This is a genomic window from Actinomyces bowdenii (genome assembly GCF_017592395.1).
Classification (GTDB): domain Bacteria; phylum Actinomycetota; class Actinomycetes; order Actinomycetales; family Actinomycetaceae; genus Actinomyces; species Actinomyces bowdenii.
Genome location: NZ_JAGFOU010000007.1, coordinates 39,268 through 52,642, shown reverse-complemented (window position 1 = coordinate 52,642; position 13,375 = coordinate 39,268). Strand labels below are relative to the sequence as shown.

The following is a 13,375-nucleotide window of genomic DNA, read 5'->3' as shown; positions in this document are numbered from 1 at the left end:
CCTCAGGTGCGCAGGATCTCCAGGGCGTGGACGAGGTCGTCGGGGTACTGAGAGGTGAAGACCATCTGCTCCCCGGTGATCGGGTGGGCCAGGCCCAGATGGCGGGCGTGGAGCCACTGGCGGGCCAGGCCGGTGCGCTGCGCCATGGCCGGGTCGGCACCGTAGGTCTCGTCGCCCACGCAGGGGTGGCCCACGGCGGACATGTGGACGCGGATCTGGTGGGTGCGCCCGGTCTCCAGGCGCACCCGCGCCAGGCAGGCCCCGGGCATGGCCTCGATGACGTCGTAGTGGGTGACGGACTCGCGCCCCCCGTCGATGATCGCCATCTTCCACTCCCTGCTGGGGTGGCGCCCGATCGGCGCGTCAATGGTGCCCGAGGAGGGGTCGAGGTGGCCCTGGACCAGGGCGTGGTAGGTCTTGTCCACCCGGTGCTCGCGGAAGGCCCGCTTGAGCACGGAGTAGGCCCGCTCGCCCTTGGCCACGATCATGACCCCCGAGGTGCCCACATCCAGGCGCGAGACGATGCCCTGGCGCTCGGCGGCGCCGGAGGTGGCCACGCGGATGCGCATGGCCGCCAGTGCGCCCAGCACGTCGGGGCCCTCCCAGCCCATGGAGGGGTGGGCGGCGATGCCGGCGGGCTTGTCGACGACGACGATATCCTCGTCCTGGTAGATCAGCCCCATGCCCTCCACCGGGGTGGGGACGGGCTCGGCGGGCCGGGGGTCGGGCAGGTCGACCTCCAGCAGGTCCCCCTCCGCCAGGCGCTCGGACTTGCCCAGGGCCAGGCCGCCTCGGCGCACCGCTCCCTCCTGGCACATCTCACCGATCCGGGTGCGGGACAGGCCCGTCATGCGGGCCAGGGCCGCATCGACGCGCTCGCCCACCAGGCCCTCGGGCACGGGCAGCAGGCGCAGGCTCACCGCCCCGCCCCCTCGTCGGGCTCCCCCGCTGCGACCGGCCCCCGGACCGGCGGCTCCTCGTCATTGCGGGGCCGCCCCCCGCGCTGCGCTCGCCGGGCCCGCGGGGCCCGGTCGCTGCCGCTCAGACGGGCGCGGCGCCGCGGCCCCAGGGCGCTGGGATCAGACTCCCCGGTCCGGGTGGCCTCGCGCCCGCCTGAGCGGGTGCCGTCCATCTCCCAGCCGCCCAAGGACAGCACGATGATGCCCCCCGCCGCGGCGACGATGGCGATGTCGGCGACATTGCCCACGAAGTACCCGGCGTAGTCGATGAAATCGATGACGTGGCCCTGCAGGATCCCCGGGGAGCGCACGAGGCGGTCGACGAGGTTGCCCAGGGCCCCGCCCAGCACCAGCCCCAGGGCCACCGCCCAGGACCGGGAGGCCAGGCGCCGCGAGGCCCGCATGACCACCACCGAGACGACGATCGCGATCAGAGAGAAGACCCAGGTCTGCCCCGAGGCGATGGAGAAGGCGGCACCAGGGTTGCGCACGAGGGTCAGGCCCAGGAGCCTGCCCAGCAGCGCCACCCTCTGGCCCGCCTCCAGGGAGCTCAGGGCCCAGGCCTTGGTGGCCTGGTCGAGGACCGCCACGATGAGGGCCACGGCCCACAGCAGCGCCAGCGGCCGCCGGGAGGCCGCACCGCCGGCGGGGCGGGACTGGTGGGGCTCGGCGGGGGAGCCACTGGACGGCGGCGCCACCGGCAGCGCCTCGTCCCGCATGGTCCCGGCGGACCTGGGCTGCCGGGCGGGGCCGCCGGCCTCGGATTCGGGATGTTCGTGCATGGGTTCTTCTCCGGACGGAGGTCCTGTTGTAGTCCTGGTGCGAGAGCGGGATGACAGCGGCGCGCCCGTGACGACGAGGGCGGCGCCCGGTTGGGGCGCCGCCCTCGGAGGCACGGTGTGGGGCTCGGGGCCGTGGCGGCAGCTCCTCCTGCCGCAGGGCACCGCTGTGCTACAGGCCCGCAGTGGCGTTCTCGCTGCCGTCCTCCACGTTGGTCAGGAGGTTCTGCAGGTAGCTCTTGAGGCGGGTGCGGTAGTCGGACTCGAAGCGGCGCAGCTCGTCGATCTTGTGCTCCAGGCCGGAGCGCTCCTTCTCGAGCTGGGCCAGAGTGCGGTTGCGCTGGTCCTCGGCCTCGCGGACGATCTGCTCACCGGTGGAGCGGGCCTCGGTGACGATCCGCTCGCCCTCGGCCTTGCCGTTGGCCACGTGCTCGTCGTGGAGGCGCTGGGCCAGCTCGAGCATGCCGGAGGCGGCCGCGGGGCCCTGGGCCCCGTCCCCGCCCGCCAGGGAGGGCACGGCCATGGCCGGCTCGGCGGGAGCCGCGACGGGGGAGACCGGCGCCGCGGCGGGCATCGCGCCGCCCTCGCCGAGCTCGGAGATACGACGGTTGGCGGCCTCCAACTTGGCCTTGAGGTCAGCGTTCTCAGCCTCCAGCTGGCGCATGGCCTCGACCACCTCGTCGAGGAACTCGTCGACCTCGTCCTGCTCGTAGCCCTCGCGGAACTTGGTCGCCTGGAACTTCTTGTTGAGGACGTCGTCTGCTGTCAGCAGCGTCATGGTCGTCACCTCGGTGTCGTTACGGAAAAGGTCACGAGCACCGGGCTCCCGGTCACTCATGCGGACAGAGTACCTGAACTCGAGGTCCAGGCCACATCAAGCGCGGTATCTCACGTTGATATGAGGACAGCACACTAGCGGCTCGACGCCGCCCCCGTCATCAGAACAGGAGTGCGAGCAGGCGCTGAACGATCATGATCCCCAGGATGAGGACCAGGAAACTCAGGTCGATCCCGAGTCCGCCCATACGCACCATGGGCACCGCCCTGCGGATCCACTTCAGGGGCGGATCGGTCAGGGCGTAGATGAGATTCGCCACGACCAGGACGGCGCCGGTGGGCCGCCACTGGCGGGCGAAGAGCTGGACCCAGTCCAGCACCACCCTGATGAGGAGCACGAGGACGTACAGGCTCAGGATGCTGGACAGGATCCGGGCGAGGAGGGCAAGGAGGCTCACGGGGCGGGGCTCAGCTCTGGTTGAAGAAGCGGCCCCGCAGCTCGGCGGCCTCGCCCCCGTCGATCTCCACGCTGACGGGGGTCAGCAGGAAGACTCGCGGCGTGACGCGCTCGATGGCCCCGTGCAGGCCGAAGACCAGCCCCGCGGAGAAGTCCACCATGCGGCGGGCATCGGACTCGCTCATCCCGGTGAGGTTGACGATGACGGGCACCCCGTCGCGGAAGGCCTCGCCGATGATGCGGGCCTCGTTGTACGTCGAGGGGTGCACCGTGACGATGCGGCGCAGGTCGGGGGCGGCCTGCGCCTCGGGCTCGGGGCTGGCGTAGTCGTGGAAGTCGTTGTCGACGAACTCCTCGGCCTCCGGCGCGGCGTAGCCGGCGTCGGCCTGCTCGTACTCGTCCTCGTAGGTCTCCTCCGCCGGCTCGGAGTAGCCGAGGAAGTTGCTCATACTGCGCAGCGCGCCCATGATTCGCTCCTTGTTCCGTCCGGTCCCCTGCGTTCCGGATGTGTGCCGACGGTATCGGCCTGCGACAACCGCGCGCAGGACCTCTTCCCGGCGTGTCACCCTCCCCCAGGTTCCAGAAAGGTCACGTCCAGGTTGCTTTCATTTCTTGGCCCTTGGGCCTCATCGCCCCATTCCCGGCCGCCGCCGCCGGCATTGCCCCGCGCATTTCTCCCGCCCTGGCCGGCCGCGCCCGGGCCGTCCCGGCGCGCGCCGAGTGGCCGGGCTATCGCGCGGGAAGGGCCACGGCGGCATGCCGCCCGGTGATCCCATCGCGCCGATAGGAGAAGAAACGCGGGTCCTCCATCGTGCACCAGCCGCCCGACTGGACATGCGCCACCCCGGCGCGCTCGAGCTGGGCCAGGACGCCTGCGGCCACGTCGAGCCCCGGTGCGCCCCATCGCGTCTGTGAGGCACACGCGGGTTCGCGCTGCGCGGACTCGTGGAGCATCTGCTCGGGCACCTCGTAGCAGGAGCCGCAGATGCTCGGGCCGACGGCGGCCCACAGGTCCTCGGGCCGCGCTCCAGCCCTGACCATGGCCCCGATCGCGGCGGTCACGACGCCGTCGAGCATGCCCCGGCGCCCCGCATGCACACCGCACACGATCGCGCCGTCACCGGAGGCCAGCAGCAGGGGGACGCAGTCGGCGGCCATGACGCAGACCCCCGCCGGCGCCCCGGGGGCGGCTCGCAGGAGCAGGGCATCGGCCGTGGGGGTCGCATCCGCGACCGCCTGCGCCACCACGGCGGAGTGGACCTGGTTCATCCAGGCCAGGTGGCGGTCCGGCCCCAGTCCCAGGGCCCCCTCCAGCCCGCGGCGGTGGGCCTGGACCCGTGCCGGGTCATCGCCCACGTGGTCGGCCAGGTTCCACCCCGCGTAGGGGCCGGGCCGGTCCGCACCCGCGCTGGGAGGCGCCTGGGCCCCGGCCCCGCGGGTGGTGAACCACCCGTGGGCGCCGGGGCCCAGATCGGCCTCCAGGAGGTCTGCGCCTCCGCGGCTGAGGCTCACCGCCCGCCTCAGCGCAGGAAGTCGGGCAGGTCGATCCCGTCGTCCTCGGCGTCCACGCCGATGACCTGGGGCACCTCGAAGCCCGTGCCCGTGGGGGCGCTGTGCGCGCTGTGGATGCCGTAGGTGCCGCCGAGGGCGGCCGGCTCCTCGGCGTGGGCGGGCACCTCGCCGGTGAGGGCCTCGGCGGCCGAGACCTCCGACAGGCGGGCGGGCTCGGGACGGGTGACCGGGTTCTCGGCCGCGTGGGCACCGCGGGAGGGGGCGCTGGCCGGGGGCAGGTCCTCCACGGTGGAGGGCACCGGGGGCACGCGGGTGTGGCGGGCCGCGGGCTGGCGGGCGCTGACCGGCTCGGCGTCGAAGCCCGCGGCGATGACGGTCACGCGGACCTCGTCGCCCAGGGCCCCGTCCACAACATTGCCGACGATGATGTTGGCCTCGGGGTGGACCGCCTCGCGCACGAGGTTGGCGGCCTCGTTCATCTCGAACAGGCCCAGGTCGGAGCCGCCCTGGAAGAAGAGCAGCACGCCGTGGGCGCCGTCGATGGAGGTCTCCAGCAGCGGGGAGGCGATGGCCTCCTCGGTGGCGGCGATGGCCCGGCCATCGCCGGTGGCCGAGCCGATGCCCATGAGGGCGCTGCCGGCGCCCTGCATGACGGACTTGACATCGTTGAAGTCGACGTTGATGAGGCCCGGGGTGGTGATGAGCTCGGTGATGCCCTGCACGCCCTGGAGGAGCACCTGGTCGGCCTGCTTGAAGGCGTCGACCACGGAGATGTTCTTGTCGGCGATCTGGAGGAGTCGGTCGTTGGGGATGACGATGAGGGTGTCGACCTCCTCCCGGAGCGCCTGGACGCCGTCCTCGGCCTGCGCCGAGCGGCGCCGCCCCTCGAAGGAGAAGGGGCGGGTGACCACGCCGATGGTCAGGGCGCCGATGGCCTTGGCCAGGCGCGCCACGACGGGGGCCGCGCCGGTTCCGGTGCCGCCGCCCTCACCGGCGGTGACGAAGACCATGTCGGAGCCCTCCAGGGCCTCGCTGATCTCCTCCTCGTGGTCCTCGGCGGCCTTGCGGCCGATGGCCGGGTCCGCGCCCGCGCCCAGCCCGCGGGTCAGATCGCGGCCGACGTCGAGCTTGACGTCCGCATCGGACATGAGCAGGGCCTGGGCGTCGGTGTTCACGGCGATGAACTCCACGCCCCGCAGATCGGCCTCGATCATCCGGTTGACGGCGTTGACGCCGCCGCCGCCGACGCCGACGACCTTGATCTCCGCCTGGTAGTGCTGTGTGTCATCCACAGCCATGCTCTCCGCCACTGGCGTCCCCTCCGCGAGTTCGTCATGAGTCCCTGGGGACTCCCCTCAACCCTCAACCTCAAGTTGAGGTTCATACTTATGTCATTCTCCGAACGACAAGGTCAACGCTATGAGACGCACCGGCCTCGCCTGCGCATTGACACTCCGGCGTGTTCGCCCGTGACGGGCCCGCCCGTGAGCCCCACGCCCACCGGTCACGATGGCTGCTCAGCCGGCTCAGCCGGCCCGGTCGGCTCGGCCGGCCCCGGGTCGTCCTGGGGCCGCCCGTCCTGCGGCGGCGCCTCGGGATCCGGCCGGTCCGGTGGCGCGCCGGGCTCGGCAGCGGCCGAGCCGGCATCGGTGGGCCCGGAGCCGGGCGCCTGCTCCGGGGAGGCCGGCTGCGCGCCGTCGCCCGGGCTCGGGGCCGCCGGGCTCTGGGCTGCGGGGGTCTGGGACGTCGTGGGCGATTTGGAGGACACGTCGTAGACCGCGGCGGGCGCCTGGAGCAGGACGGCCAGGACCCTGGACTTGCGCGCATTGTCCTTGCTCTCCCCCCACACCACGGTGGCGCCGTCGCTCAGGGTGAGGGTCACCTGCCCGGTGGTGGTGGCCGAGCCGCTGACCACGCGGGCCAGCACCTGGGGGTCCAGGGCCCCGGCCACCTCGGCGACGGCGGAGACCTGCGCGGCGCTGAGCCCACCACCGGTGCCGGCCCCGCCGGGGCCCTGGCCCTCAGCCACGATGGTCACCAGGCCCTGGGGGGCCTCGGGGGCGACCTCCAGGACCACGGCCTGGTCGTCGAGGACCTCCACGCCCGCATCGGTGTGGCGGGCGGCCACCGGCGCCCTCATCCTCAGCTCGACGCTCAGCCCGTGGGGCCAGGACCTCGTGACCTCGGCCGAGCGGACCCGCACCAGGCCCTCCCCCACCCTCTCGGAGAGCTCGGCCATGTCCAGGCGCAGCAGGGAGCGCCCCTCGTAGGGGGCCAGGATCTCGCGGACCTGGCCGTCCTGGACGGTGCCATCCGATCCGCTGACCGCGATGGCAGGGGCGCGCAGCGCGAGCAGGGGCGAGAGCAGCAGTCCCCAGCCCAGCGCCAGGACCAGGACCACCACCAGCAGTGCGCCCAGCACCCACCGCATCCGCAGCCTCATGAGGGCCCGACGGCGCTCGGCCAGCCGGTCCGCCAGGCCCGTGGAGACCACGCGGTCGGCCCGGCCCTCGCGGCGCAGCTCGATGGCGGGCCGGCGGCTGAAGACGGTCAGCTCCGAGGAGTGCTCACCGCGGTCCTGGGACCGCTCCTCGTGCTCCTGGCCCTTGCCCGGACCCGTCGCGGGATCGGAGGCGCTGGCACCTGCGCGGCCGGCGGATGCGGCGCCGCGGCCCGCTAAGGGCGGTGCCGCGGTGCGGCGGGGCCGCCCTCCGCGCGTCGGCGCACCGGTCCCCTTGGCTGGCCGAGCGCCCGCCCCTCGCCGGCGCCCACCGGTGGAGGCGGGCGGCACGCTGGGGGGCAGCGAGTCCTCCTGCGGCGGGTCGTGCTGGGGCCGGGGGGCCCGGGGCTTCCTCATCGGTCCTGCTGCTCCCCGCTCCCGGCGCCCGGGCCGGCGGCGCGGGGCCCGTCCTGGGGCTCACCGCCCGCCTCGCCCCGGCCCAGGCGCTGGAGGACCTCGGCGCCCAGCTCGGTGACATCCCCGGCGCCCACGGTGAGCACGAGGTCCCCGGGGCGGGCCAGATCGGCGATGGTGCGGGCGGCCTCGAGTCGCTGGGGCACGAAGCGCGCCCGCTCCCCGCTCATGCGCCCGGTGATGGTCCGCCCGGTGATCCCGGGGAAGTCGGCCTGGGCCTCGCGGGCCGGGTAGATGTCGGTGACCACGACCGCCTCGGCCCGCTCCAGGGCCCGGGCGAAACGATCGGCGAAGGCCCGGGTGCGCGAGAACAGGTGGGGCTGGAAGAGCACGAGGATCCTGCCGCCGCGGCCCTGGGCGACCTGGCGGGCCGAGGCCAGCAGCGCCTCGATCTCGGTGGGGTGGTGGGCGTAGTCGTCGATGACGAGCACGCCGTCGGCCTCGCCCCGCGGCTCGAAGCGGCGCCCGGTGCCGCCGAAGGCTCCCAGGGCGCGCGCCATCGCCCCGGGCTCGACGCCCAGCTCGATGCCGGCCGCCCAGGCCCCGGCCGCGTCCAGGGCCACGTGGTCGGCCGGGACCGCCAGCTCCAGTGGCGCCTGGGCGACCTGCTGGGGCCCGCCCCGCGGGTCCCATCTGCTCAGGGTCAGCACGGCCCGGGTCGAGGCGGCGGCGCGCTGGAGGATCTCCAGGTGGACGTGCCCCTCCCCCACCGCCGTGCCCCCGGGCAGGTCCTGGGGGCGGTGGAAGGAGAAGGTGACCACCCGCAGGCCGTCCTGGGCGGCGCGCCGGGCCAGTCGCAGCGAGCCCGGGTCCTGGGCGCAGGACACGAGCAGTCCGCCGGGCCTCAGCCGGTGGGCGAAATCGACGAAGGCCTGCTCGAAGGCCTCGGTGGTGCCGTAGTTGTCGAGGTGGTCGGGCTCGACATTGGTGACGATCTCGACGCGGGGGCTGTAGTTGAGGAAGGAGCGGTCGGACTCGTCGGCCTCGGCCACGAAGGCGCTGCCCGAGCCCAGGTGCGCCCCCGTGCCCAGGGCGCGCACCGTGCCGCCGATGGCGAAGGAGGGGTCCTGCCCGGCGGCCCTGAGGGCCTGGGCGAGCATGCCCGAGGTGGTGGTCTTGCCGTGGGCGCCCGCCACCGCGACGAAGTCGAGGCCCTGGGCCGCCAGGGCCAGGGCCTGGGAGCGGTGGATGACCTCCTGGCCCCGCTGGCGGGCCGTGGCCAGCTCGGGGTTGTCCTGCCTGATCGCGGTGGAGACCACGACGGTGGCCTCGGGCGGCACCTGGTGGGCCGCGTGCCCCCGGTGGACCCGGAGGCCGAGGCCGGCCAGGCGCTCGAAGGCGGGCCCCCCCAGGGCGTCGGAGCCCGAGACCCGGGCGCCGCGGGCCGCCAGCAGCTGGGCGACCACGCTCATCCCGGCCCCTCCCGCACCGATGAGGTGGAAGGCACGGCCCTCCAGCCCCCGGACCGGCTCGGCGCCGCCAGGGCCCGGTGCTGGGGGGACCGGTGCGCCGCCCTGCGCGCTGTGCGGCGTGGGGGCCTGCGGGTGGTCGGGGGTGGGGCTCATCTGCGCTCCTGTGGCCGGTCCTGCGGGATGTGCGGTGCTCATGGCTCAGCCCTCCTGGTCCCGGCCGGGCTGCCGGCCGGCGCACTGGCGGATGAGGGCGCCCAGGCGAGCGGCGGCGTCCTGCACGCCCGTGGCCGCGGCGGCCCGGGCCATGGCCTGCTGCTGCTGGGCATCAGTGATGAGGGCGGTGAAGTCCAGGACGTCGCCGCCCTCCAGCTCGGCGTCCAGCACCATGCGCCCGCCGCCGGCGGCGAGGACATCAGCGGCATTGAGGCGCTGCTCCCCATTGCCGATGGGCAGGGGGACGTACAGGGCGGGCAGGCCCAGGGCGGTTAGCTCGGCCACGGTCCCCGCCCCGGAGCGGCACAGCACGCCATCGGCGCAGGCGTAGGCCTGCTCCATGGCCGTGAGGTAGTCCAGGACGTGGTAGCGCTCGGCCAGGTCCGCCGGCGCCCCGGCCTCGATGGCCGCGCGCAGCGCCGCGCGCACGGGGGCGTCCTTGTCCCGGCCGGTGAGGTGGAGGACCTGGAGCCCGGCGGGCAGTCGGTCGAGCACCGATCCCAGGACCTCGTTGAGGCGCTGGGCCCCCAGGGATCCGCCGGTGACCAGGAGGGTGGGCCGCTCGGGGTCCAGCCCCAGGGCGGCGGCCCCCTCCTGCCGGGCGCGCTGGGCTCCGGACGGGGTGGAGCGGGCCCGGACCAGGGCCGCGATGTCGGGGCGCAGGGGCAGGCCGGTGACCTCGGTGCGGCCCTTGGAGGCGGTCAGACGGGTGGAGGGGAAGGTCAGGGCCACCGCCTTGGCCCAGGAGGCGCCCAGGCGGTTGGCCAGCCCCGGGCGGGCGTTCTGCTCGTGGATGACCACGGGCACGCCGGCCTTGCGGGCGGCCAGGTAGGCGGGTGTCGAGACATAGCCGCCGAAGCCGACGACGACGTCGGCCCCCACCGCCTCGATGGCCTCGGTGGCCGCGCTGATGGCCCTGCCCAGGCGCTGGGGCAGGCGCAGCAGGTCGCCGCTGGGGCGGCGGGGCAGCGGCACGCGCGGGACGTGGGCCAGCCTGTAGCCGGCCTCGGGCACCAGGCGCTGCTCCAGGCCCTCGGCTGTTCCCAGCACGAGGATCCGCGTGCCCGGGTCCCCGCCCGCATCGGGGTCCTGCAGGATCGCGGCGGTGGCCAGCAGGGGGTTGATGTGGCCGGCGGTCCCGCCACCGGCCAGGAGCACGCGCAGCGGTGCTTGGGCGGCCCGGCCCGCATCGCCACCACCAGCACTGCCAGCACTGCCAGCACTGCCAGTGCTGGCAGCGGTGCTCGGAGGGGCCTCGGGGGCGGCCGGCTGCTGCCCGGTGGGCTCCGCCCGCCCCCGGCCGTGGGCGGCCTCGTCGTTGTCGGGGCCCGCTGGCGCGAGGCCGCCCGGGGCGGCGGGGTGGTCGGGGGTCTCAGGCACGGTTCCTCCTCGGGACGATGACCGCCAGGGTGCGGCGCAGGGCGCCGGGGCTGGAGGTCAGCGCCTCCTGGGCCCCCGGCTCGTGGCGTGCGAAGGCCAGCAGGACGCCCACGGCCAGCAGCACGGAGACCAGGGCGGTGCCACCGCGGCTGATCAGGGGCAGGGGCACGCCCAGGACGGGCAGGATCCCGGTGACCACCATCATGTTGATGAGGGCCTGGCCCACGATCCAGGCGCCGATGGCAGAGGTGGTGGCGATGATGTGGGTCTGGGTGTGGCGGCGCATGAGGCGCAGGCAGCAGGTGCCGATGGCGGCGAACAGGGCGATGACCACCAGGGCGCCGACGAGGCCGAACTCCTCGCCCAGGACGGCGAAGATGTAGTCGGAGTCGGCCTGGGTGAGGTAGCCCCACTTCTGGCGCGAGGAGCCGGGGCCCACTCCGAACCAGCCCCCGGTGCCCAGGGCCCAGCGCGCGTGCATGGGCTGGTAGCCCACTCCCGTGGGATCGGCTCCCTCGGGGTGGAGCCAGGCGATGATGCGGGCGCGCCGGTTGGACGAGAGCATGGAGGCGCCCAGGAAGCCCAGGACGCCCAGGACGCCCAGGGCCGCGAACCAGCCGGGGCGCAGGCCGCCCACCCACAGCGCCCCGGCCACGATGAGCACCAGGATGATGACCGTGCCCAGATCCTGGCCCGCCAGGACGGTGACGATGGCCAGGCACACCGCGATCCAGCCCGCGGTGCAGGCGCCGCCCCGGCGCCCCTGGGCGTACCAGGTGATGAGGGTGCCCAGGACCAGGACCAGGGCCAGCTTGATGAACTCCGAGGGCTGGGCGGTGCCGATGCCCGGGATGAGGATCCAGTTGCGGTTGCCGTAGACATTGACCCCGATGGGGGTGAAGACGAGCGCCTGGAGGGCCAGGCCGGCCGCCAGCAGCACCCAGGCCATGCGGGGGAACCACTGCAGGGGCATGCGCGAGACGCCCAGCATCCCCAGCACACCCACGACGGCGAAGCCGAGGTACTTGGCGAAGTCGGTGAAGGCGTTACCGCCGGTGGCCGCCACGACGACGGACTGGACCGAGAAGACCATGATGAGCCCCAGGGTCAGCAGCAGCAGGGTGGACAGGAGCAGCACGTAGTAGGTCAGGGTGGCCGGCTCGGTGCTGCGGCGCGCGCGCTCGGCCCGGTCGTCCAGGGCCTCGTCCTGGCGGTGGGCCAGGTGGGGCAGGCGCCATCGCGGCCGGCGCCTGGTCCCCCCGTCCTCCGCCCCGCGCGCCTCCCGGCGCATGGCCGCCGGCGCGCTCACGCCTGCTGCCCTCCACCGGCCTCGGGGGCCTGCGGTGCCGCCCGACCCGCACCGGCCCCGGCGGCGTCGGCCCGTTGGGCGGCGGCGCGGGCGGCCTCGGCGAACAGGTCGCCGCGCTGGGCGTAGGAGGAGAACTGGTCCCAGGAGGCGCAGGCCGGGGCCAGCAGCACGGTGTCGCCGGGGCGGGCCATGTCGGCCGCGGCCCGCACGGCGGCCTCCATGAGCGCCCGGGGGGCGGCGTCGGCGATGGTGGTCACGGGCAGGCCGGGGGCCCCGGCGCCCAGCGCTTCCAGGACCCCGCTCTGGTCCTTGCCGATGACGACGGCGCCGCGCAGGCGGGAGCGCACGGCCACGACGAGCTCGTGGAGGCTGGCGCCCTTGGTGTCCCCGCCCACGATCCACACCCCGCGGCCCTCGGGCAGGGCGCTGAGGGCCGCCTGGGCGGCATGGGGGTTGGTGGCCTTGGAGTCGTTGACCCAGGTCACTCCCCCGCCCTGGGCGGCGGTGGCGCTGCGGTGGGCGCCCGGGGTGAAGGCGCGCAGCCCCTCGGCCACGGCCTGGGCGGGGGCCCCGGCCGCCCGGGCCAGGGCCGCGGCCGCCAGGGCATCGGCCACCAGGTGCGCGGGCAGGCCCTCGGCCCGGCCCCCGGGGGCCAGGTGGGCCAGGTCGGCGGTGGTGGCCAGCTCGACGCCGTGGTCGGCGCGCCGGTCGTGGAAGGCCCGGTCCACCAGGAGGTCCTCGACCATGCCCACCTGGCCCAGGCCGGGCGCCCCCAGGGTGAAGCCGACGGCGCGGCAGCCCTCGACCACATCGGCGTCGCGGACCATCCGCTCGGTGGCCGCATCGGCGGTGCTGTAGACCGCGGCGCGGCGCGTGCCCCGGTAGATGCGCGCCTTGTCGGCGGCGTAGGCCTCCATGCCGCCATGCCAGTCGAGGTGGTCGGCGGCCAGGTTGAGGCAGGCCGAGGCCAGGGGCGAGAGGCTGCGGGTGGTGTGCAGCTGGAAGCTGGACAGCTCCACGGCCAGGGCCTGGGCGCCCCCGGCCAGGACGGCCTCGATGACGGGGGTGCCGATATTGCCCACGGCCGGGGCGCGCAGGCCCGCGGCCTGCAGGATCTGCGAGAGCATGGTCACCGTGGTGGTCTTGCCGTCGGTGCCGGTGAGGGTCAGCCAGGGCACCTGGTGGGATGAGGAGTCCCCCTGGAGCCTCCAGGCGAGCTCGACCTCGCTCCAGGTCTCCAGGCCCAGTCCGGCGGCGCGGGTGAGGACCGGGCCGGTGGCGGGCACGCCCGGTGAGACGATGAGCAGTCCCAGGTCCGCCTCCTCCACCGCCCCGGCGATCTCCTCGGCGGAGCCGGCGGCGGCCCCGGCCACGGGCAGGGCCAGCTCATCGAGGCTGGCCGCCCGGGTGTCGAAGGCGTGGACCTGGGCGCCCAGGGTGTGCAGCGCCTCGATGACGGCCCGGCCGGTGCGCCCCAGTCCGACGACGCCGACCCTGGCGCCCCGGAGCCGGTCGGCCAGGCCGGGGCGGGCCGGGGCGGCGGGGCCCATGCCGGGCGCCGGCTCCACGTTGCTGCTCACGGTTGCGGCTCACACTCCTGGTCGGGGACGGTTGCGTCCCGTGCTGTTCCAATGCTGATCCACTGCCATCAGTGGGCGCGTGC

Annotated in this window: 12 protein-coding genes; all 12 read right to left on the bottom strand. The window is 74.8% G+C overall.

Annotated elements, in window-relative coordinates; all coding sequences use genetic code 11:
- Positions 1-2 precede the first annotated feature (2 nt).
- Positions 3-920 carry an RluA family pseudouridine synthase gene (locus J5X07_RS04585; protein ID WP_208478831.1) on the bottom strand — a complete coding sequence of 306 codons (918 nt, stop codon included), beginning with the start codon at positions 918-920 and terminating at the stop codon, positions 3-5.
- The gene (gene lspA, locus J5X07_RS04580; protein ID WP_208478830.1) at positions 917-1,741 is read right to left on the bottom strand and encodes a signal peptidase II; all 825 of its coding nucleotides are present in this window, start codon (positions 1,739-1,741) and stop codon (positions 917-919) included. The genes J5X07_RS04585 and lspA overlap by 4 nt, the downstream gene beginning before the upstream one ends.
- 169 nt (positions 1,742-1,910) lie before the next feature.
- A complete protein-coding gene (locus J5X07_RS04575) occupies positions 1,911-2,516 on the bottom strand; it encodes a DivIVA domain-containing protein (RefSeq protein ID WP_124933673.1) in 606 nt (201 codons plus the stop codon).
- A gap of 160 nt (positions 2,517-2,676) precedes the next feature.
- Positions 2,677-2,973, bottom strand: a complete 297-nt coding sequence (locus J5X07_RS04570; protein WP_208478829.1) for a YggT family protein — start codon at positions 2,971-2,973, stop codon at positions 2,677-2,679.
- A gap of 10 nt (positions 2,974-2,983) precedes the next feature.
- The gene (locus tag J5X07_RS04565) at positions 2,984-3,439 is read right to left on the bottom strand and encodes a cell division protein SepF (RefSeq protein WP_124933622.1); all 456 of its coding nucleotides are present in this window, start codon (positions 3,437-3,439) and stop codon (positions 2,984-2,986) included.
- 262 nt (positions 3,440-3,701) lie between these two features.
- Positions 3,702-4,484, bottom strand: coding sequence for a purine nucleoside phosphorylase YfiH/LACC1 family protein (locus tag J5X07_RS04560; protein ID WP_208478828.1), 783 nt, complete (start codon positions 4,482-4,484; stop codon positions 3,702-3,704).
- 8 nt (positions 4,485-4,492) lie between these two features.
- Positions 4,493-5,782: a cell division protein FtsZ gene (gene ftsZ / locus J5X07_RS04555; protein ID WP_185732016.1), complete on the bottom strand. Its 1,290-nt coding sequence runs from the start codon at positions 5,780-5,782 to the stop codon at positions 4,493-4,495.
- 206 nt (positions 5,783-5,988) lie between these two features.
- Positions 5,989-7,341, bottom strand: coding sequence for a cell division protein FtsQ/DivIB (locus tag J5X07_RS04550; RefSeq protein WP_208478827.1), 1,353 nt, complete (start codon positions 7,339-7,341; stop codon positions 5,989-5,991).
- Positions 7,338-9,005: a UDP-N-acetylmuramate--L-alanine ligase gene (murC, locus tag J5X07_RS04545; RefSeq protein WP_279596059.1), complete on the bottom strand. Its 1,668-nt coding sequence runs from the start codon at positions 9,003-9,005 to the stop codon at positions 7,338-7,340. Before murC ends, J5X07_RS04550 begins: the two co-directional genes overlap by 4 nt.
- Positions 9,006-9,008: 3 nt before the next feature.
- Positions 9,009-10,187 carry a UDP-N-acetylglucosamine--N-acetylmuramyl-(pentapeptide) pyrophosphoryl-undecaprenol N-acetylglucosamine transferase gene (locus tag J5X07_RS04540; protein ID WP_124933671.1) on the bottom strand — a complete coding sequence of 393 codons (1,179 nt, stop codon included), beginning with the start codon at positions 10,185-10,187 and terminating at the stop codon, positions 9,009-9,011.
- A 208-nt stretch (positions 10,188-10,395) separates the two neighbouring features.
- Positions 10,396-11,712 carry an FtsW/RodA/SpoVE family cell cycle protein gene (locus tag J5X07_RS04535; protein WP_341769405.1) on the bottom strand — a complete coding sequence of 439 codons (1,317 nt, stop codon included), beginning with the start codon at positions 11,710-11,712 and terminating at the stop codon, positions 10,396-10,398.
- Positions 11,709-13,262, bottom strand: coding sequence for a UDP-N-acetylmuramoyl-L-alanine--D-glutamate ligase (gene murD / locus J5X07_RS04530; RefSeq protein WP_208478862.1), 1,554 nt, complete (start codon positions 13,260-13,262; stop codon positions 11,709-11,711). Before murD ends, J5X07_RS04535 begins: the two co-directional genes overlap by 4 nt.
- Positions 13,263-13,375 lie beyond the last annotated feature (113 nt).

Bases quoted from the DNA above. Each gene is read 5' to 3' on its own strand.
- lspA (WP_208478830.1), bottom strand. From the start codon at position 1,741: ATGCACGAACATCCCGAATCCGAGGCCGGCGGCCCCGCCCGGCAGCCC.
- ftsZ (WP_185732016.1), bottom strand. From the start codon at position 5,782: ATGGCTGTGGATGACACACAGCACTACCAGGCGGAGATCAAGGTCGTC.
- murC (WP_279596059.1), bottom strand. From the start codon at position 9,005: ATGAGCACCGCACATCCCGCAGGACCGGCCACAGGAGCGCAGATGAGC.
- murD (WP_208478862.1), bottom strand. From the start codon at position 13,262: ATGGGCCCCGCCGCCCCGGCCCGCCCCGGCCTGGCCGACCGGCTCCGG.
- J5X07_RS04565 (WP_124933622.1), bottom strand. From the start codon at position 3,439: ATGGGCGCGCTGCGCAGTATGAGCAACTTCCTCGGCTACTCCGAGCCG.
- J5X07_RS04550 (WP_208478827.1), bottom strand. From the start codon at position 7,341: ATGAGGAAGCCCCGGGCCCCCCGGCCCCAGCACGACCCGCCGCAGGAG.
- J5X07_RS04575 (WP_124933673.1), bottom strand. From the start codon at position 2,516: ATGACGCTGCTGACAGCAGACGACGTCCTCAACAAGAAGTTCCAGGCG.